This is a genomic window from Vibrio sp. 070316B, assembly GCF_013114115.1.
GTDB classification, from domain to species: Bacteria; Pseudomonadota; Gammaproteobacteria; order Enterobacterales; family Vibrionaceae; genus Vibrio; species Vibrio chagasii_B.
Window position 1 is genome coordinate 57,432 of the sequence record NZ_VTYC01000025.1, and the last position, 19,105, is coordinate 76,536.

Annotated in this window: 17 protein-coding genes and 2 tRNA genes; 3 read left to right on the top strand and 16 right to left on the bottom strand. The window is 43.6% G+C overall.

The window, feature by feature from the left end; all coding sequences use genetic code 11:
- Positions 1-37 precede the first annotated feature (37 nt).
- Positions 38-358, top strand: a complete 321-nt coding sequence (locus tag F0251_RS17685) for a hypothetical protein (protein ID WP_019822780.1) — start codon at positions 38-40, stop codon at positions 356-358.
- A gap of 131 nt (positions 359-489) precedes the next feature.
- Here F0251_RS17685 and F0251_RS17690 read toward each other — a convergent pair whose 3' ends face one another.
- The 7 genes from F0251_RS17690 to F0251_RS17720 form a co-directional block, all read right to left on the bottom strand.
- Positions 490-1,668, bottom strand: coding sequence for a lipopolysaccharide assembly protein LapB (locus tag F0251_RS17690; RefSeq protein ID WP_019822782.1), 1,179 nt, complete (start codon positions 1,666-1,668; stop codon positions 490-492).
- Positions 1,665-2,285: an energy transducer TonB gene (locus F0251_RS17695; RefSeq protein WP_019822784.1), complete on the bottom strand. Its 621-nt coding sequence runs from the start codon at positions 2,283-2,285 to the stop codon at positions 1,665-1,667. Before F0251_RS17695 ends, F0251_RS17690 begins: the two co-directional genes overlap by 4 nt.
- Before the next feature lie 19 nt (positions 2,286-2,304).
- Complete coding sequence (locus tag F0251_RS17700; protein ID WP_004731145.1) at positions 2,305-2,709, bottom strand: biopolymer transporter ExbD; 405 nt, start codon at positions 2,707-2,709, stop codon at positions 2,305-2,307.
- Positions 2,706-3,266, bottom strand: a complete 561-nt coding sequence (locus tag F0251_RS17705; RefSeq protein ID WP_019822786.1) for a MotA/TolQ/ExbB proton channel family protein — start codon at positions 3,264-3,266, stop codon at positions 2,706-2,708. The genes F0251_RS17700 and F0251_RS17705 overlap by 4 nt, the downstream gene beginning before the upstream one ends.
- Complete coding sequence (locus F0251_RS17710; RefSeq protein WP_019822788.1) at positions 3,266-4,642, bottom strand: MotA/TolQ/ExbB proton channel family protein; 1,377 nt, start codon at positions 4,640-4,642, stop codon at positions 3,266-3,268. Before F0251_RS17710 ends, F0251_RS17705 begins: the two co-directional genes overlap by 1 nt.
- The gene (locus tag F0251_RS17715; RefSeq protein ID WP_019822790.1) at positions 4,642-5,409 is read right to left on the bottom strand and encodes a DUF3450 domain-containing protein; all 768 of its coding nucleotides are present in this window, start codon (positions 5,407-5,409) and stop codon (positions 4,642-4,644) included. The genes F0251_RS17710 and F0251_RS17715 overlap by 1 nt, the downstream gene beginning before the upstream one ends.
- Positions 5,410-5,587: 178 nt before the next feature.
- A complete protein-coding gene (locus F0251_RS17720) occupies positions 5,588-7,705 on the bottom strand; it encodes a TonB-dependent siderophore receptor (RefSeq protein WP_019822792.1) in 2,118 nt (705 codons plus the stop codon).
- A gap of 560 nt (positions 7,706-8,265) precedes the next feature.
- Here F0251_RS17720 and F0251_RS17725 point away from each other — a divergent pair.
- A complete protein-coding gene (locus tag F0251_RS17725; RefSeq protein ID WP_008219735.1) occupies positions 8,266-9,570 on the top strand; it encodes a dicarboxylate/amino acid:cation symporter in 1,305 nt (434 codons plus the stop codon).
- A gap of 130 nt (positions 9,571-9,700) precedes the next feature.
- Here F0251_RS17725 and F0251_RS17730 read toward each other — a convergent pair whose 3' ends face one another.
- From F0251_RS17730 to F0251_RS17740, 3 genes are all read right to left on the bottom strand, one after another.
- Complete coding sequence (locus F0251_RS17730) at positions 9,701-11,095, bottom strand: sensor histidine kinase (protein ID WP_061030886.1); 1,395 nt, start codon at positions 11,093-11,095, stop codon at positions 9,701-9,703.
- Complete coding sequence (locus F0251_RS17735; protein WP_032498470.1) at positions 11,092-11,757, bottom strand: response regulator transcription factor; 666 nt, start codon at positions 11,755-11,757, stop codon at positions 11,092-11,094. Before F0251_RS17735 ends, F0251_RS17730 begins: the two co-directional genes overlap by 4 nt.
- 80 nt (positions 11,758-11,837) lie before the next feature.
- Positions 11,838-12,311, bottom strand: coding sequence for an NYN domain-containing protein (locus F0251_RS17740; RefSeq protein ID WP_171731491.1), 474 nt, complete (start codon positions 12,309-12,311; stop codon positions 11,838-11,840).
- Between the two features lie 249 nt (positions 12,312-12,560).
- Here F0251_RS17740 and F0251_RS17745 point away from each other — a divergent pair, with 249 nt between their 5' ends.
- Complete coding sequence (locus F0251_RS17745) at positions 12,561-13,100, top strand: DUF4174 domain-containing protein (RefSeq protein WP_171731492.1); 540 nt, start codon at positions 12,561-12,563, stop codon at positions 13,098-13,100.
- Between the two features lie 30 nt (positions 13,101-13,130).
- On the opposite strand, the gene cobA is transcribed toward F0251_RS17745, so the two are convergent.
- The 6 genes from cobA to F0251_RS17775 form a co-directional block, all read right to left on the bottom strand.
- Positions 13,131-13,901, bottom strand: coding sequence for a uroporphyrinogen-III C-methyltransferase (gene cobA / locus F0251_RS17750; RefSeq protein ID WP_171731493.1), 771 nt, complete (start codon positions 13,899-13,901; stop codon positions 13,131-13,133).
- A 459-nt stretch (positions 13,902-14,360) separates the two neighbouring features.
- Positions 14,361-15,176 (bottom strand): formate/nitrite transporter family protein, encoded by an 816-nt coding sequence (locus F0251_RS17755; protein ID WP_017062558.1) that lies wholly within the window; start codon positions 15,174-15,176, stop codon positions 14,361-14,363.
- A gap of 123 nt (positions 15,177-15,299) precedes the next feature.
- Positions 15,300-15,623 (bottom strand): nitrite reductase small subunit NirD, encoded by a 324-nt coding sequence (nirD, locus tag F0251_RS17760; RefSeq protein WP_048662836.1) that lies wholly within the window; start codon positions 15,621-15,623, stop codon positions 15,300-15,302.
- Between the two features lie 15 nt (positions 15,624-15,638).
- Positions 15,639-18,197 (bottom strand): nitrite reductase large subunit NirB, encoded by a 2,559-nt coding sequence (nirB, locus tag F0251_RS17765; protein ID WP_171731494.1) that lies wholly within the window; start codon positions 18,195-18,197, stop codon positions 15,639-15,641.
- A 674-nt stretch (positions 18,198-18,871) separates the two neighbouring features.
- A tRNA-Cys gene (locus F0251_RS17770) sits at positions 18,872-18,945 on the bottom strand.
- A 64-nt stretch (positions 18,946-19,009) separates the two neighbouring features.
- Positions 19,010-19,096, bottom strand: a tRNA-Leu gene (locus F0251_RS17775).
- Between the last annotated feature and the right edge of the window lie 9 nt (positions 19,097-19,105).

A 19,105-nucleotide genomic window follows, 5' to 3' on the forward strand; every position in this document is an offset into this window, starting at 1 on the left:
GTTTGATGATAGCTAATGAAGCTTAAAAGGATTTTAAATGCGTATTTTTGTTTTGGTTTTTGCTGCGCTAGCAACGGCGTGTACCAGCCAAATAACCAGCACGGAAGAACATATTCAACAATACATCGGTTCAGACATATCCGATGTACAAGAACGTTATCTCACCGAACGGTCACGCCCTATCAGTTTTTGGGCGTCTCGAAATTATGCTTGGATTGAAACCAAGAAGCCGTTAGACAATGGTTATACGCTGCATGCCTTTAAAAACCCTTATCGTGACTGCACCATTAATTGGGTTGCTGATACCAGTGGCGTAATCCAAAGTGCAACGTCTACAGGCACGATGTGCGAGCCTTAATTGACGCACTGTAACGATAAAGATCAAAAAAACTTAACCGTCAAACATTAAAAAAGGGTGTCATTTGAACCATCAAATGACACCCTTTTCTCTTGATTATTTTATCTTGTCTTCTGTTGTGCTACTAGTAGTTAAACGTTGCCGTTATCACTGACTGTTCTTAGCTGAGTCAGATATTTAATCCAACCTTTTGCTTCAGAAGATGGCTCAATGTTGTTCGCACGTTTCGCTTGAGCAAGAGCATTATCAAAATTCTTGAGCTTGTACCATGAGCGTACTTTCGCTAAAGCAACATCGGCTTGCTTGTTCTTGTCTTTCACTTTATCCAAAACAACCAGAGCACGATCGTAGTAACCTTGCTGCACCAGTAATTGAGCCACGTTCCAATGATATTGCGTGTCTTTTTTAGACGCTAACGTCCACACTTCAATAGCACTGTCCCACTCTTTCGCTAACTGCCAGTATGTTGCTTGCTCAGCCAGAAGTTGAACATCGCTGTTCGCATCATCTAACTTTGCGATCTCTTGTGCTGCACGCTCTGGAATACCGCGTTTAGCATAAAGCTGAGCCAGTAGTCTGCGGTCTGAGTTTTTCAGCTCCACACCTTGAAGATCTGCCAACGCTAACGTGTTCAATGCATCACGGTTGCGCTCTAGTCTTAACTGAATGCCCACAAGCTGACGCCACCAGTTGTCTTTTTCTGGTTGAAGTTCAATTAGGCTTTCCAGTGTTGGAATAGATTGCTTCCATTGCTTTAACTGTAGTTGCGCACCCAGTTTTAGCGATAGAGGCGACAGTTCTGGTTTTGCATTGAACTTGTCGCGATTACCAATGGCTACCAGTACTTTTGACCAGTTTTCGATTTGGTATTCCGCTTGTGCAATTCGCATCCAAAGCACGTCTTTCTTTTCTGCCTCTGGCGCTGTTTTAACTAACTCATAGTAATGTGGAAGCGCGTTTTTGAACTGCTGATCGTTTAATAAGAGATCGGCAAGCATACGCTTGGTTACCCAAGCTTGTTCATCGACCAGCAAATTAGTGTCTACGGCGTAAGTAAGCTGCTTAATTGCCTTATCGGTTTTGCCATCTTGCCAGTAAAACACACCCAGCATACGAGCTACGTACGCTTTGTCATAGCCTTTAGATAGCTCCAAGCCTGCAAGTACGTCAATGGCCTGTTTAACCTGTTCATCTTGAGCAAGCTTATGTGCCTTTTGAACACGAATAGCAGTATATTGGGTCAGCTCTTGCGCTTGTGTTGTAAGGGGCATTAACAACAAGCCCACTAACATCCATATCTGTTTCATCATTTTGCCAACTTAAACTCTAGTTTCACGGTTTGACCAACCTGAGCTATCGCTTTTCCATCGACGACTTTCGGTTGATATTTCCATTTTTTAAGTGCTCTCATCGCTTCACGTTCAAACATACGACGTGGGTTTGCGTCAGTGACTTGAATGTCAATTGGGCGTCCCGTTTCGTCGATGGTAAAAGACATAATGACATGGCCTTCAGCGCCACGCTTCAGCGCTTTCGCTGGGTAACGAGGTTCTACTCGATACAGAGGCATTGCCTGTTGGTTTGACCCGAAGTCAGAAAATGTCGGAGCGTTAATCGCTAGGCCGTCAATCGATGTATTCAAATCCAAAGAAGGCAGTGAAGACATCGAATTCAGAGGCGTAACTTCAGCTTGTGACTGAGACGCTTGCGCTTCCGGTGGCGGCTCTGGCATTTCTGGTTTTTCAGGGACTGCACGTTGTCTTCTTTGGACTTCTTGTTCTTGTTCCACCATTACCATGTTGAAACTTAACGTCTCGCTATCGTCTGGTGAACGTTGGTGGCCATTATCGACCATCCAAGCCATAAAAGAAAACAGAGCTAAGCCCAATGCACCCGCTAGCGGTAAAGCAAGAAATAGGCGAATCATTTATGAAGATCCTCCAAGATCATCGCTTTTCAGCAGCAAGCGCAATGTTTTTAACACCCGCACCTTTAGCGGCGTCCATCACTTTAACAACCGTACCGTTGTAAGCGTGTTCATCCGCTTGAATAACCAAAGAAGCATCAGGTTGTTCTAGTAACAAGTGTTCTAACGTTGCTTGAACACGTTCAACATCAACAACACGTTTATCTATGAAGATGTCATTCGCAGAAGTAATCGCAACAAAGATGCCCGCATCCTTTTGGCTTACTACGTTAGACGCTTGTGGGCGATTAACTTCAACCCCTGATTCACGAACAAATGAACTGGTCACAATAAAGAAAATAAGCATGATAAATACAATATCAAGCATCGAAGTAAGGTCTATTTGAGCCTCTTCGTTTTTAGAATGACGTCGACCGAGTCTCATCGTTGACTCCTTAAAGATTTTTCTAATTTCAATTCTAAGCGGTTACACACTTTCGCTAAACGAGCATGAACAAACATGCCCGCTAATGCAGCAACCATACCCGCCATGGTTGGCAGTGTTGCCAACGAGATACCTGAAGCCATCAATTTAGGGTCACTGCTTCCTTGAGTCGCCATCACATCAAAAACAGAGATCATACCGGTGACGGTACCTAACAAACCCAACATAGGACAAATAGCGACTAACAGCTTAATAAAATTCAAGTTCTGGTTAAGTAAAATACTTGCTTGCCCTAACCAACCTTCACGAATGGCTTTGGCATGCCAAGAAGAATGCTCTTCTCTTTCATGCCACTTAGTAATCCAAGCTTGGCGCTGCTTTGGAAAGTAGAACGCGAGATATAACACGCGCTCTACCACAAGCACCCAATACACTAGGACAACAGCCGCTAGCCACCACAAGACGAAACCGCCCTGCTCCATAAAGCTTGATAAAGACAGCAGCCAGTCACTCGTTAACCAACTCGCTGGTAATAGAGAACCCGACAAAATATCCATTACGCAGCAGTCCCAACTGGTGAAACCACAGCTTTTGATTCAACCGTTTTTTCCGCCTGCTCCGCAACAAGACCAATACCTTGTTTCTCAAGAATATTGCGAATATTTTCAGCCTGAGTGCTAAGAATGTTGTGTGCCAGTAAAAGAGGCATTGCAGCGACAAGACCAAGTACGGTTGTTACAAGCGCCATAGAAATACCACCCGCCATTACTTTCGGGTCGCCATTACCAAACTGTGTGATTACCTGGAACGTTTCGATCATACCCGTTACTGTACCTAGAAGACCTAACATTGGTGCTAGCGCTGCCAATAACTTAAGCATTGATAGACCTTTCTCTAAGTGAGTCTGCTCATCAACAACCGCTTCTAAAAGACGTAGTTCTAAGGCTTCAACCGTTTGGTTTTGTTCTTTGTTGTACACGGCAAGAACACGGCCTAGTGGGTTATCGCCAGCTTGCTCAGGATTCTTAAGTTGCGCACGAATTTTCTGGCGAGCGATAGCTAGTGAAACGCCACGAACTAATGCGATGATTAAGCCAATTGCAAGCAAGCCAAGAATCACTTTACCAACTACACCACCCGCTTGAAGGCGATCAGATAGGCTAGGTGTTAGCGCCAACTGCTCCAACATGAATCCACGTGAAGGATCGACAACAACATTTGCTACTTCACCATTTGCCAGTGAAGAAAGTGATGTTAGCGTTGGACCATTTTCTGGCTGTTTAAGGTATGCGATTGCGTCTTCACGCTGAGTGTTCCAGCTAACGTAACCTTGATCTGTCACTAGGCCAATCGAGCCTAGGCGGTAAGCATCAACCTTGTTTGTATTGCCTTCACCATTAATGAATGCAATTTGAGATTTGCTCAGCTCAGAACTCGCTTGAATCTGCTCAACCATGCTCATCCACAAACCAGAGAGTTGTGGCATTGATGGCAGTGATTTCGCATCGATAATTTGTTCAACGGTCGCTGTATGATCAGCGCGATCAACGCTGTTTACTGTTGAGCTAAGCTCTGCGCCGAGTTCTTTTGCGTTTTGACGAACGACACCGAACAGCTCACCAAGGCTACCTGTTTCTAAGCGCAGTTTTTCTTCTAAGCGAGCCAACTTATTTTCGTTATCACTGAAGGTTTGAGTCAGAACATCTGTCGCACCTTGGATAGACGTACGTTTCGCTTCAAGTTGCGCTTTGATCGCTTTCAGTTCTTGTTCTGTCTTTTTGAAATCAGCTTCACGAACTACGTTGTGAGAAGCTTGAGTTCGACTCTCTGATTTTGCTTTGTTAACGAGCAGAGCCGTCGTGTCTGATGCAGAGAAAGCAGAAAAGGAAATAGACGTGATACAAAGCAATGCTGCTAATGGTTTTAAGTTCATTACTTAACCTCCGCAACAGTTAAAGAAACAGGTAAAGTAATCAAGCTTGGAGCCGCTTGTTGGCTAGCAATATCGTAAGCTTTATCGAGCTCAGACTTCATCGAAGAATCAACTTCTTGCCATTGAGCTTCTGTTTGATTCCAAGCCCAGTATTGGCTGCCATTTAGATTACGAGCAACCAAAGAGATACGACCTAGGTGCAGAACATCTGCCTCGATTGTTTTATCACTCGCCAATGCGACACGACCTTGGTAAACACCCAACTTAATGCCGTAGTCCATCTCGATTTGGTATGCCTCTAGGATACGACGGTATTTCTCAGCATCACTTACGTCTGCACGAGTCATCATTGATTGAAGCTTTTCAACTCTCTCTAGACGCTGCTCTTTCTTAATCGGTACGTCTTTTTCTACCAACTGTTGCAAGCCATCGATCATTTGATACATCAAAGGCACGACACCTTGGCGTGTGTATTTGATTTCTTCGATCTGCTCTTCAATGCTTTGAGCTTCTTTGTTTTGGCTCTCAACTAATGCAGCAAGGTGATCGTGATAGATTTCTAGGTTTTTAACTTCTTCTTGCAGACGCTCAATCTCAGCTTGCAGCATTAAAGTCGCTTGTGAGCTTTTATCAATAACCTTTTGGCTCGAAGCCGACGCGTTATTGGTCTTGTTTTGAATTGATTGAGCTTGATCCAAGCTATTGGCCATAGAAGACGTTGCAACCAAACTGATGGCAAGCGCTAGGCTAGATTTTAAAAGATTCATAATTGTAGTCATTTACTATAGAAGAAGTTTAAATGAATTTTATTGATAAGCAGTCTCATTATCATTAAAAGTCACTCGCATTACTAGGGATATTTTTGCTAAATAGTAGAATCACGAAAGGGGAAAGCCGAAACTTCCCCCTTAGCATTTAAGCTACCAATAGTACCCTACTAACAAATTAGTATTTTACCTGTAAAGTCGCCATGTAGTTGCGGCCTTCGCCAACAACAACGTTGCTCGTGCTGCCACCTTCAAGGTAGTCAGTATCAAACAGGTTCTCTACATTGAAGCGTGCGACGAAATCTAGGTTCTCGTCATACTTCATTGTATGTGCGATACCCATATCTACACGAGTGTATGCGTCTTTTTTGAAGGTGTTTGAATCTTCAGTGTAACGCTCACCTACGTGGTAAACACCAAGGTTTACGTCAGTACCGTTATTGAACGAGTAAGTAGACCAAATGCTCGCAGTAAATTCTGGTACATCAGCAGGTGTTTTGCCTTCTAGAGCAGGGTCATTCTGGTACTCAGCATCTAGGAACATTGTAGATGCACTTACAGAGAATGCTTCCGTCACGTAACCAGTTGCAGCCAATTCAACACCAGTATGAACTTGTTCACCAACTTGAGTTGTACGTGTTTCTTTGCCGTTATTACTTGCTGGGTCTAGGTCTTCTGTCACTTGCATGTTCGATTGAGTGATCTGGAACAATGCTCCTGATACAAACAAACGCTCATCAAACAGTTCCCACTTAGAACCTAGCTCGTAAAGTGTGCCTTTCTTAGCATCTTGAGACTGACCAAAGTTCACGTCATCTTGATCTGTGATTTCACCAACAGGCTCGAAACTTTCAGAGTAAACTGCGTAAATTGAACCATTTGAAGCCGGAGAGTAAATTACACCAAACTTTGGAAGAATGTTGTTGTAGCTCTCTTCTTGATTAGAACTGCTCGTCGTTTTGTCGTATGCGAAACGAACGCCACCAAGAACTTGCCACTGGTCGTTAAGTGTTACTAAGTCTTGAACATATAGACCGTAGTGTTGGCTTTCAGAGTGAGATACTTCATTGTCGTTCTTGTAGCTAACGTTAGAAGGCATATCAAAACCATTGCCACATGCAGCTTCTGCTTCGGCTTCAGTTGCATTAACACAAGTGTAACCAGAGTCGTATAAACGTTCGTAGTCGTAATGAAGGCCATTAACACCAACAAGTAGTCGGTGGTTTACACCTAGTGCATCGAAATCACCAGTAAAATCTACGTAAGCCGTGTCAAACGTCCACTCGTCGTGACGATCTGATACTTTGTAGCCGTAACCGCCGTTTTTATCGCTGTATACAGTATTGTTCGATTCTGTACGCTGACGCTCGTAGAACTGACGGCTAATACCTGTTTTAACAGACCAAGTTTCGTTTAAATTAACAGTTATCGAAGCGCCGTAGTTAGCAACGTCGTTATCTGTTTGAGCGAAACGTTGATCATTAACCGTGTTAGGGTCGATAGCCTTGCCTGTAGAAGTGTCGATTTTAGAACCATTGTCTAAATCGCCCTCTTCGATTGTGCGGTCGTAATGAACTGACAACATGATGTCTTCGTTAATATCGTAATCAACAAATAGACCACCAACAAAACGGTCGGTTTCTACATCTGTGCCATCAAAACGTGTGCGGTAAGAGTCTTGGTTTTCTTGCGAAACAATAAGACGAGCACGTAAGGTTTGGTCATCGTTTAGTGAACCACTTACATCAGCGGTAGTACGCGTGTAGCTATCAGAACCGATATCTTGGCTTACGTTTACTTGAGTCTCGTATGCAGGCTTCTTAGAAACCATGTTAACAAGGCCACCTGGCGCTGATTTACCGTAAAGTAGACCTGCAGGGCCTTTAAGTACTTCAACACGCTCTAATAGCTCAACTGGTTGACGGTAATGTGACCAATGTTGAACACCGTCACGTAAGTAGCCAGAGCTACTGTCTAAATCAAAACCACGAAGAGTGAAACGCTCACGGTTCGTTGATTTTGAACCGGCACCTACAGAAGCGTCGTTCTTAAGAACTTCACCTAGTGTGCTAGCACGCTGTTCATCGATGATTTGCTCATCGATTACTGAAACTTGTCCCGGAGTCTCTAATTGAGTCGCCTCCATGCGCATTGCTGTTGTGTTCGTGTCGGCTTTGTAACCGTAGTCACGACCTTCAACAACCATGTGCTCGTCTGTTTTTACTGTTTCTGCCAATACTGCTGGTGAAGCTAATACTGCGCCGATCACTAAAGCCAATGGGCTCTTTGAAAACATGTCCTTTACTCCGCTTTTATTCTTTTTGTACGAGCACTATGGTTAATTATTTGATGTGCTCGCTGAACCGTTGCCGGTACCACTGAATCTTTTCGCGAGAGAATATAAGTGATAACTATTACCATTTGCATTAAATTTACATTCTTTGCATTCGTAAAGTTTTGTAAAGGCCTTGGTAAGCGTTATTCATTCGATGTAACAGAACCTGCTTTAATACAGATACTTAGAAGTGATTCTTGTCTTGTCCTTATCTCGACAATCAAAAATTTTGAAACAGCGTTATTTACTCACTCAATCTAACAAGCCAAAAACGATAAAAAATTTATCTTCTCTTATTTATTAGCTTTGATTCCGCATTTTTATGTATAAAACCCTCGATAAATGTTAACCAACAGTGAATTATTTTATTTGAATTTGTTTAATTTACACAATTATCAGTGATTTTGATCACATCTATAATTCCAAACTCATTTTTTGTTTTTCGATTTGATCAACCGACTGCTAATCTCCTGCTCACTTTGAAAAGGTATCAAAGTTATAAATAATAAGGAGTGTTCTAAATGAATACCAAAAAACCTATGTCTCTGACTGGCCGTGTAATTCTTGGTATGGTCGTAGGTATATTAACGGGATTTGCCATTCAATCCCTTTTTGCAGAAAGTGGATTTGTTAACAACTACATCGTTAACGGACTCTTTGAAGTAGGCGGACAAATTTTTGTCGCCAGTTTAAAAATGCTTGTTGTCCCTCTAGTCTTCGTTTCGCTAGTGTGTGGTACAAGTTCCCTTAAAGACTTATCAACTCTTGGCCGTATGGGTGGCAAAACGCTTGCACTTTATATCGGTACTACAGCCGTTGCTATCACTCTAGCATTGACGATCGGTAACCTGTTCCAACCTGGTGCTGGTGCGGATCTGACTGCTGCGAGTTCTTTTAAATCAGCGGATGCCCCTTCTCTTGGCCAAGTAATCATCGACATGTTCCCAACCAACCCTATTCAGGCGATGGCTGAGGGCAAAACACTACAAGTTATCGTGTTTGCTGTGTTATTCGGTATCGCGATTAGTGCTGCTGGTAAACCAGGTGAGCGCATTGCCGCTGTATTTGCAGACCTAAACGAAGTTATCATGAAGCTTGTTGCTTTGCTGATGAACCTTGCTCCTTACGGCGTGTTCTTCTTGATGGCGAAACTGTTCTCTGGCTTAGGCTTAGGTGCAATTTGGAACCTAGCAGAATACTTCTTAGTGCTTGCAGGTACTCTTCTACTACACGGTTTGGTGACTTACAGCGCGATGCTTAAAGGCTTCACTGGCCTTAGCCCTATTACGTTCCTACGCAAGATGGAAGATGCAATTATGTTTGCATTCTCAACAGCATCTTCGAATGCAACGATTCCTGTAACAATGGAAACTGCGAAGAACCGTATGGGTGTAGACAACAAAGTCGCTTCATTCACTGTACCACTAGGTGCGACAGTGAACATGGACGGTACTGCAATCATGCAAGGTGTTGCGACTGCGTTTATCGCACAAGCCTACAACATCGACCTTACTATGGGTGATTACCTGATGGTTATCCTAACAGCGACGCTGGCGTCTGTAGGTACTGCAGGTGTTCCTGGTGTTGGTCTAGTGATGCTAGCGATGGTATTGAACCAAGTCGGTCTACCGCTTGAAGGTATCGCTCTAATCATGGGTGTTGACCGTCTTCTAGACATGATCCGTACCGCTGTAAACATCACAGGTGATAGTGCCGTATCTATCATCGTTGCTAAGTCTGAAGGCGCTCTTGATGAGTCTCGCTTCAACGACCCTGCAGCAGGTGAGAAAGAAGAAGAAGTTAAGCTATCACGCCAAGAAGCGTAATCTAACAGCCTTGCTTCAAGCTAAAGCGTAATTAATGGCTACGCTTTAGCTACAAACACAAAAAACGCCACAGCATTTGCTGTGGCGTTTTTTATGGATTTAAAGAAGTACCATAACCAGAGCGGTAAGATTAATTAGCGGACTCACTAATTGGGAACATAAGATTCACTCTGAGTCCCCCACTTTCTCTATTCTCCGCAGTCACATGACCATTCATCACAACCATTGCCTCTTTCACGATGGCAAGGCCCAGACCGTAACCACCAGACCGTTTGTCTCTTGCTGATTCAATACGAGTAAACGGGTCAAAGATACCTGCAATTTTGTTATCAGGGATGCCTTCTCCATCATCTTCTACAGAAATGACACTGTAACGTTGATCAATAGTCATTTCATACGTCGTTACCGAAATATGAGCATGCTCACCTGCATACTTAATTGCATTGCCAACCAAATTCCCTATCACTCTCAAAAGCAACCGTTCATCTATATTGACCATAGACGTTGGTGTTTCTAAATCTCCAACTAAGGTTTGGTTAGGTTTCAAATCGTTTTGCATTTGCGCAATAAGCATTGAGCAATATTGTTCTAACTGCATCAAGCTAAGCTTGGAATCGTAACGAGAGGTTTCTAAGCGGCTAAACTCGAGGATCTCGCCCACTAGCTTATTCATCTCTTCGGTTTCACTTTCCATACGATCGAGCAGCCCAGCACTCTTGTCATCTACCTTGTTACGCAATAAATGCAGAGCGAGGTTTTGCCTTGCTAAAGGTGTTCTGAGCTCGTGAGAGACATCTCGTATCAAGCGGCGCTGCTTTTCGGCTAAAGATTTAATCTCAAATGTCATGTGATCAAAATCATGGGCAAGTTCGTTAAATTCACGTGTCGTTGAATCTAATTCAGAGACAACACTCACCGTGAAGTCGCCTTCTGCTAATCTTCTGCTGGCCTCTCTTAAACGGTCGAGGGGTTGTTGCAGACTTTTAGCCATAATGATCGAGAACAGCGACAATACGACTAAAGCGATCACGGCTTTCAACATGTAGGAATACGGCGCAAAGGATTTTGCAGGGTGAAACTGGTGAGGAAGTTGAATAACCAACGTACTCCCGTTATCCAATGGCAAACCAAAAATAGGCTTACTCACACGGTCACTCAGTTGGTGATCTAAGGTACGCAGAAACTTCAATTTAAATTCGAAGTGTGGATGCATGTGTCGGTGTGTAATTGGGCGGTTATTCTCGTCAATAACGAACAAATAATACCGTTGGGCGTTCCCCCAATCAGCGAGTTCATCCATGTCACCTTCCTCGATCAACACATTGGCTTGATAAGCAAGGTCGAGCATCTCTTCTTTGACGGATTCTGGCACCTTAAGGAGCGCCTTCATTAACGCTCTTTCCGCCACACCTTGCAAGATCAAAATACTCACAAGAATCACTGTCAGATAGCTGAACAGCTGAAAGGTTAACCCGTCTTTACGCTTAGCGATGAAATCCGGGCAACGTATTAGTGTGGAACTCATGCTCCAACCGACTCTAGGTAACTGTAGCCTTTACCACGAACGGTTTTAATGTGCTGTTTCGACAGACCCGCCTGCACCAATTTTCGGCGGATATTGCTGATGTGCATATCTAGATTGCGATCAAAGGGACACAACTCTTTCTTTAACACATGTATTTGCAGATCTGACTTGGAAACAACAATGCCGTCGTTCTTGATCAGATAATCAAGCAGATCTTTTTCTGTGCCCGTGAGGGGTAAACGGGAGATCTGTTCACACAAACCGTGGTTAGATGAAGCTAGAGACTGCCTCTGACGCTCAAATCCAACTCGACGTAAGATAACCTTAATACGAGTCAGTAGCTCAGGAACATTGAAAGGTTTGGCGATGTATTGATCGGCACCCGCTTGATAACCATCGAGCATCGATGCATCGTCATTGAGTGCCGTTAACATCAAGATAGGTGTAGCAAAACGCTGGCAGATGCGTCTTGCAACTTGAATTCCGCTAAGGTTTGGCAGCATCACATCAAGTAACACTAAATCAACAGGGTTGGATTGGATAAACTCTAGCGCAGCCTCGCCACAATGAACGGTATCAACGTGATACCCCTCATTTTCTAAAACTTCACCCAATAATTCACACAACTGAATATCATCATCAACAACTAAAACGCGCGACATCATACAAACCAATAAACAATAATAGTTTGCATTCTAATTATCGTTATTATTGATTTCAATTATAAAGTGCGCGTTTCCCGTTATAGAAGGAAATCTTTTTCAATCGGTACAAATTTTGAGGCAGAATCGATAAGGTTTTGAGCAGTTAATCCCGGAACACCGTACACCTCGACAGGCTTACCAAAACGTTCCTTGATTCGTTCTACGAGGATTTCAAAATCACCGTCTCCAGATACCAGAACGATCGTATCAACCGTTTCAGCCAGTTCTATAGCATCTAGGGCAATACCCACATCCCAGTCTCCTTTTGCACTGCCATCACGCCGCTGAATAAATGGCTTCAATTTCACATCAAAACCCACACCGCGAAGAATATGGTGGAACTGACGCTGCTTGGGATCTTGACTAGAAATGGCGTACGCATGAGCTGCAACAACATGACGACCTTCCGTAGCAACATACCAAAACTGGTTATAGTCAAAGTTAGAACGGTATTTGTCTCGCGTCGTGTAGTAAACGTTTTGAACGTCGACCAGAATTGCTATGTTTTCCATAAATTCATACCTTTAGATTTTCGGTATACCCTATTCTATTCAACCCTAAAATGCGAGTCGCTTTATCCAATAAAAATGAACCTGTTGGTTATAGTTAACGTAAATCTAAGCATGTTTAATGTAATCCTAACTATGCTTAATAGGTGTCTACCAGATTGGACGCTCGTCTTTGTCCTTGATGACCATCTCACAAGGGCTAGCAATTAGAGATACAAGTAAAGCTAACAAGCTACTGAAGGGAGGTTGGCTATGCTACAACGACAACAACATAAATCGCACGGAAGCATCGGCAACATAGCAAAAGTCGCTCTCAACCCCTCAAGTAGTTTGTTAACTATGCTCAAGCTAGTGACTGTTAGTACTGTATTGATTTTTAGCCTCACCATTCATTCGGTCCTTGCCTATCCTGCGTATTCTCACTCAAAGCCACTACCACATCGCAGCGTCATTTATTTTGCGCCTGAAGAAGATACTGTCGTCAAAGAGTTTCTCAACGAAGTCTTGATAAACAACTGCCAATTGGATGAACGTGATGTGGTTATTATGGTGATAGCAGAGAGTGGCTACACCGTACCCGCTTGGTTAGAAGAAGAGTTTAACTTGGAGGCAGTAACCAGCGTTTATGAGATCCCTAAAGGGTCACACACCGCGGTATTAATTGGTAAAGACGGAAAAGAAAAGCACAGATGGAATGGTAAGACGGACTGGCAGAAAATCACCAACATCATCGATGAAATGCCAATGCGCCAACAAGAAATGCAGCGACAAAGTAGCCGCTGCAGTATTTAACTCTATACAAATCGATAAAGCGTGACCTAGTTACTTGTTAAACCAATCGAGTTTTTCATGAAGCTGAGCCACGCTGCCAACAACGATCAAAGCCGGACTTTTAGCGACAGCCGCAAGGTTAGCTAAGTCACTCAATCCACCACGATACACCTTCTGTTCTTGGCGCGTACCGTTTTCGATAATCGCTACAGGCATGTCTGCTCGCATACCATTATCAAGCAAGTTTTTCTGAATATTCGGACTCTCTTTTAAACCCATGTAGAACACGATCGTGTGATTATGTTGAGCAAGAGATTGCCAGTCGATATCTTCGCCATCTTTCTTTAAGTGGCCGGTAATAAACTGGACGCTCTGCGCGTGGTCACGGTGAGTCAACGGGATACCCGCATAAGCCGTAGCACCAGCCGCTGCAGTGATACCCGGAATGACTTCAAATTTCACATCATTCTCGGCCAGAGTTTCACACTCTTCCCCGCCACGTCCAAAGATAAACGAGTCACCACCTTTCAGGCGTACTACATGCTTATTCTCTTGGGCTTTAGTGACCAATAATTGGTTGATCTGATCTTGAGGTACACAGTGATGATCAAGCTTTTTACCCACATACAGCATTTCTGCGTCTGGGTTAGCCATCGCCAAGATATCTTTTGATACCAAGCGGTCATATACCAAGACGTCTGCTTGTTGAATCACTCGTGCCGCTTTTAGCGTAAGTAAGTCTGGGTCGCCTGGACCTGCACCTACCAATGAAACAAATCCTTTGTTTACTTCTTTAACATTCGATGACGATACTTCTGACATGCTGTGCTCCGAAGGTTTGCTTGTTTTATCTCAAGCTTCAATCTATGTGATAAGTCACTGTATTCATGATGACTTATCCAAATCCTTAACCCTTAGACTATCAGGTGTTGATATAAATATTCAGTTTAAATACTAACGAAGATAGAAGTAATTATAACAAAACGATCTATTGCAGGTATTAGATACCAATCGTAGTAAATAACTGTTCATCCTAGCTGGTTAAAACGCTCGATAACTTCGTTAGAATTTTTGATTGTAGGATAACTACTTATCGAAAAATTCTGTCTCGTTCTCAAGCCTTTTTCCTGCGCTATTTCTGATCACCTACTTGCTGTGATTGGTATTACTCAATAAGAATCAACACCTTGGTGATGCTTAAGGCATTTGAACTAAAAAAGCCCCAAACATTTCGTTGGGGCTTTCAATCTCATACTAAATTACGTTTCACCGTATTCAGAATTACTTAGCGCCTAGAGAAGGAGCTGTTTTAGCGTGAGTAAGGTATAGAGGAACACATGTCATTAGTAGACCACCAACGATGTTACCTAGGATTGTTGGGATAAGGTTGAAGTTCAACCATGTTGCGATACCGAAGTCAGCGCCAAGAATCATACCTAGTGGGAATAGGAACATGTTTACTACTGTGTGCTCAAATACTAGTGCGAAGAAGATGAAGATTGGGAACCACATCATTGCTACACGGCCAGACACAGTACGCGCTGTCATGTTACCAATCACACCTAGACATACCATTAGGTTACAGAAGATACCGCGTACGAAACACGTGATCCATCCGTCCATGCCCATGTTTTCAAAACCTAAGCTACGGCCTGTAGAAACAGCAATGAATTTTTGAGCAACAGCGTTTGGCTCTAGAGAGAAGTTACCTGTTAATGACACGGCAACTAGGAAAGCAACAATCAAAGAACCGATAAGGTTACCAAGACCAACAATACCCCAACAACGTAGGATACGGCCCCAAGTGATGCCTGGGCGGTTGTCGAATTTAGCTAAAGGAGCAAGGCCGAAAACGCCAGTTACTAGGTCGTAACCCATAACACTTAGAATTACGAAACCAACCGGGAACACTAGTGCGCCAACAAGGCCAATGCCTGTTTGTACCATTGCTGTAATCGCAACAACAACCGCTAAAGAAAGGATGATACCAGCCATAGTGCTTCGAATCAGAAGATCGCGAGTACTTGTTTTAGTTTTCGCTTCACCCACATCGATCATCGTTTGAACGAATTCAGCTGGTTTGTAATCAGGAGACATAATGTTGTCCTTAAAAAAGTAAAATTAAAAGTTAAAATTGGATAGGAAAAGGCTCTAGTTGCCGAGTTAAGGCAATATCGAGAACTAGAACCCTTGAACTATCAAATCTTACTCATCCAAAGATTAAGCAGAGATTTCTACAGCACCTTTGGTAACACGAGCTTTGTACGCTTTCACGTTGAAGTTCTCGTCTTCCATGCACACACCTGTTGCTAGGTTAAAGCGTTGCTTTTTAAGTGGGCTTGCCACCCAAAGCTCTTCTTTGTGCTCAACAATCAAGCCACGTGATAACACGTTAGATTGAAAGTAAGGGTCTGTATTACTAATCGCGAATACTTCTTCAGCCTTAGTCGGGCGGAAGACAGCCACTTGCTCACCACCAACCAATGCACAAACACCTGTACCTGGGATAATGTCTTCGATCTTACAAACTTTGGTAAATGCCATGATGTCGTCTCCCAATTAAACCAGTTCAACATGAAGGATATCGCCCTTCGCTTCAGGGTGTTTCTCTGTGAATGTCGCAGGACGGTGTTGTTCACGGCCGTCATCAACAAACACAACGTTTTCATCACGGTCATCAGCGTTGATGAAGTGAGCGAAGCGCTTAAGTTGAGCTTCATCGTTGATAGTGTCTGTCCACTCACAAGCAAAGTTGTCAACAAGGCCAGCGATGTCAGCTTCAAGTTGGTCGTTAATACCAAGCTTATTGTCGATGATGACATCACGTAGGTAATCCACACCACCTTCTAGGTTATCCATCCATACCGAAGTACGTTGTAGCGGAGCAGCCGTGCGGATGTAGAACATCATGAAACGGTCGATGTATTTGATCAGCGTTTCTTGGTCTAGGTCGCTTGCTAGCAGGTCTGCGTGACGAGGCTTCATACCACCATTACCACAAACATACATGTTCCAACCTGCATCAGTCGCAATAATACCTAAGTCTTTACCTTGAGCTTCAGCACACTCACGAGTACAACCAGACACACCAAACTTCATCTTATGAGGCGTACGGATGCCTTTGTAACGGTTCTCGATCATCACGCCAAGACCAACTGAATCTTGAACGCCGTAACGACACCAAGTAGAACCAACACATGTCTTAGCCATACGAAGTGCTTTTGCGTAAGCTTGACCCGTTTCGTAACCTGCAGCGATTAACTTTTTCCAGATTGCTGGTAAGTCATCCTTTTGAGCACCGAACAGGCCGATACGTTGTGCACCAGTGATCTTAGTGTAAAGGTTATATTCAGCCGCAACATCAGCCAGAACGCTTAGCGCTTGAGGCGTTACTTCACCACCCGCCATACGAGGGATAACAGAGTAAGTACCGTCTTTTTGCATGTTACCTAAGAAGTTATCGTTGGTATCGTGCAACTTCACTAGCTCAGGCTTAAGGATGTGTTCACCCCAGCAAGAAGCAAGGATAGAACCTGCTAGAGGCTTACATACTTCACAGCCGTAGCCTTTACCGTATTTCTCTAGTAGCTCATCGAACGTTTTGATTTCTTCGATGCGAATTAGGTGGAAAAGCTCTTGGCGAGAGTAAGCAAAGTGCTCACACACATCGTTCTTAACTTCTACCCCTGCTTTAGCAAGTTCAGCATTAAGTACTGAAGTAACTAATGGAATACAACCACCACAACCAGTGCCAGCACCCGTTACTGCTTTGATATCACCGATGGTGTGATGACCTTCAGCAACCGCTTGAGCGATCTTGCCTTTCGTTACATCGAAACAAGAACAGATAACTGCAGATTCAGGAAGAGAGTCTGCGCCAAGTGTTGGCTTTTCAGCCCCAGCGTGTGCAGGAAGAATCAACGCATCTGGGTGTTCTGGCAGATCGATTTCGTTAAGCATAAGCTGTAGAAGATCGCCGTAATCAGACGTGTCACCAACCATTACTGCACCAAGCAGCTTCTTGTTGTCTTCAGAAACGATTAGACGCTTGTAAACTTCTTGCTCTTCGTTTTGGTAAACGTAGCTCTTACAGCCAGGAGTACGACCGTTCGCATCACCGATAGAGCCTACTTTCACGCCTAGAAGCTTAAGCTTCGCAGACATGTCAGCACCTTCAAATGTGCTTTCGTTGCCAGCAATGTGGTCAACTGCGACTGTCGCCATTTTGTAACCAGGAGCCACTAGGCCGTAGAACGTTTGGTTCCAAGAGGCACACTCACCGATTGCGTAGATGTCTTTGTCTGTCGTTTGACAGTGGTCGTTAATCTCAATACCGCCACGAGGCGCAATACCCAGCCCCATTTGACGAGCAAGTTTGTCTTGAGGGCGAATACCGGCAGAGAATACGATGAAATCAGTTTCTAGCTCAGTACCGTCTGCAAAGCGCATTACGTTACGAGCTTCAGTGCCTTCAGGAGCGATCTCAAGCGTGTTCTTACTTGTATGTACGTTAACGCCCATGCGTTCGATTTTTTGACGAAGTTGGTTACCACCCGCTTGATCAAGCTGCTCAGCCATTAGCTTTGGAGCAAACTCAACAACGTGCGTGGTTACGCCAAGTGCTTTTAGTGCGCCTGCCGCTTCAAGACCAAGCAGACCGCCACCAACAACCACACCAGACTTTGAGTTCTTAGCCGTTGCTTCGATTGCTTTCAAATCTTCGATTGTGCGGTAAACAAAGCAGTCTTTACCTTCGTTACCTTTGATTGGTGGAACGAATGGGAATGAACCGGTAGCAAGGATAAGTTTGTCGTATTGAATTTCACGACCAGTGCTTGAGTAAACTGTTTTCTTTTCACGGTTAACGTTAATAGCACGTTCGCCGATTAGCATGTTGATGCCGTGTTTCTCGTAGAAGCCTTCTTTAACTAAAGAAAGTTCGTCCGCAGTATGGTGTGAAAAATAAGAAGAAAGGTGTACACGGTCATAGGCTACGCGAGGCTCTTCACAGAACACCGTAATGTCCATGTTAGCAACATCTGTCTTCTCGACTAAATCTTCGATATAGCGATGACCGACCATCCCGTTACCGATTACGACTAGCTTCATCTTGCTCATAAGAATTCCTGAAGGTTATATATTTCTTAACTGAGCGAATAATGAATTATGAAAGAAAATGAAAATATGATGTAAATCAATTACGAAATCGAACTACCCAAAAGGGGTAGAACAAAAGAGGTAGAAGTGGCTAATTTTAAGCCATAGCAAACGAATAACCATAGATTTGATAAGGTTTAGAGGCGTTTTATAGGCAATTTCACACACAAGCATGCTTGTTGTAATATTTCACAATAGACTAGCAACAACGTAAGTAAATGACAATCATTTTCATTTGTAGTCATAAGAAGTGTAATAACTCATGAAAGCGTTACAGGTTCATGAGCAACTGTGTATAAATGTGAAGAACTGGAGCACAGAAACACAACCGCCCCCCTACCCATCGATTCCATTTACAAATTGCACACTCGATTAACTTGGGCTGTCTTACTTAGCTAAAAACAGTTTTCTTCATACGACTTTCTCAGAAATACGTTTGGTTCAACTTATTAAACCTGTGTAATAAAGTGCCTTGATAACGTAGAAATCCGTAAAACAGAGCGATCAGCATAGAGTCATCTAGCCGGAAGTGAAATTCAATGAATGGACGGCGTAAGAAATTAGGAAAGCGTGAAGAAATGGAATTTCAGATAGCAAAAATTCCAGCATATCTGCTGGCCTTTCGACTTTGAATGTGGAGGCGCCTCCCGGAGTCGAACCGAGGTCCACGGATTTGCAATCCGCTGCATAGCCACTCTGCCAAGGCGCCTTCAATAGTGTTTTGAGAGAACAACTCTTTTGAATGCTACCTAGAGAAGTAACAACCAAATAGATGGTGCCCCGGGCCGGACTTGAACCGGCACAACGCGAACGTCGAGGGATTTTAAATCCCTTGTGTCTACCAATTCCACCACCAGGGCACGCAATTC

What these genes read in the sequence shown, in the direction of transcription:
- F0251_RS17745 (WP_171731492.1), top strand. Translation starts at nt 12,561, where the DNA reads ATGCTACAACGACAACAACATAAATCGCACGGAAGCATCGGCAACATA.
- F0251_RS17730 (WP_061030886.1), bottom strand. Translation starts at nt 11,095, where the DNA reads ATGAGTTCCACACTAATACGTTGCCCGGATTTCATCGCTAAGCGTAAA.
- F0251_RS17715 (WP_019822790.1), bottom strand. Translation starts at nt 5,409, where the DNA reads ATGAATCTTTTAAAATCTAGCCTAGCGCTTGCCATCAGTTTGGTTGCA.
- F0251_RS17705 (WP_019822786.1), bottom strand. Translation starts at nt 3,266, where the DNA reads ATGGATATTTTGTCGGGTTCTCTATTACCAGCGAGTTGGTTAACGAGT.
- F0251_RS17710 (WP_019822788.1), bottom strand. Translation starts at nt 4,642, where the DNA reads ATGAACTTAAAACCATTAGCAGCATTGCTTTGTATCACGTCTATTTCC.
- F0251_RS17700 (WP_004731145.1), bottom strand. Translation starts at nt 2,709, where the DNA reads ATGAGACTCGGTCGACGTCATTCTAAAAACGAAGAGGCTCAAATAGAC.
- nirB (WP_171731494.1), bottom strand. Translation starts at nt 18,197, where the DNA reads ATGAGCAAGATGAAGCTAGTCGTAATCGGTAACGGGATGGTCGGTCAT.
- F0251_RS17735 (WP_032498470.1), bottom strand. Translation starts at nt 11,757, where the DNA reads ATGTCGCGCGTTTTAGTTGTTGATGATGATATTCAGTTGTGTGAATTA.
- nirD (WP_048662836.1), bottom strand. Translation starts at nt 15,623, where the DNA reads ATGGCATTTACCAAAGTTTGTAAGATCGAAGACATTATCCCAGGTACA.
- F0251_RS17685 (WP_019822780.1), top strand. Translation starts at nt 38, where the DNA reads ATGCGTATTTTTGTTTTGGTTTTTGCTGCGCTAGCAACGGCGTGTACC.
- F0251_RS17690 (WP_019822782.1), bottom strand. Translation starts at nt 1,668, where the DNA reads ATGATGAAACAGATATGGATGTTAGTGGGCTTGTTGTTAATGCCCCTT.
- F0251_RS17725 (WP_008219735.1), top strand. Translation starts at nt 8,266, where the DNA reads ATGAATACCAAAAAACCTATGTCTCTGACTGGCCGTGTAATTCTTGGT.
- cobA (WP_171731493.1), bottom strand. Translation starts at nt 13,901, where the DNA reads ATGTCAGAAGTATCGTCATCGAATGTTAAAGAAGTAAACAAAGGATTT.
- F0251_RS17695 (WP_019822784.1), bottom strand. Translation starts at nt 2,285, where the DNA reads ATGATTCGCCTATTTCTTGCTTTACCGCTAGCGGGTGCATTGGGCTTA.
- F0251_RS17720 (WP_019822792.1), bottom strand. Translation starts at nt 7,705, where the DNA reads ATGTTTTCAAAGAGCCCATTGGCTTTAGTGATCGGCGCAGTATTAGCT.
- F0251_RS17740 (WP_171731491.1), bottom strand. Translation starts at nt 12,311, where the DNA reads ATGGAAAACATAGCAATTCTGGTCGACGTTCAAAACGTTTACTACACG.
- F0251_RS17755 (WP_017062558.1), bottom strand. Translation starts at nt 15,176, where the DNA reads ATGTCTCCTGATTACAAACCAGCTGAATTCGTTCAAACGATGATCGAT.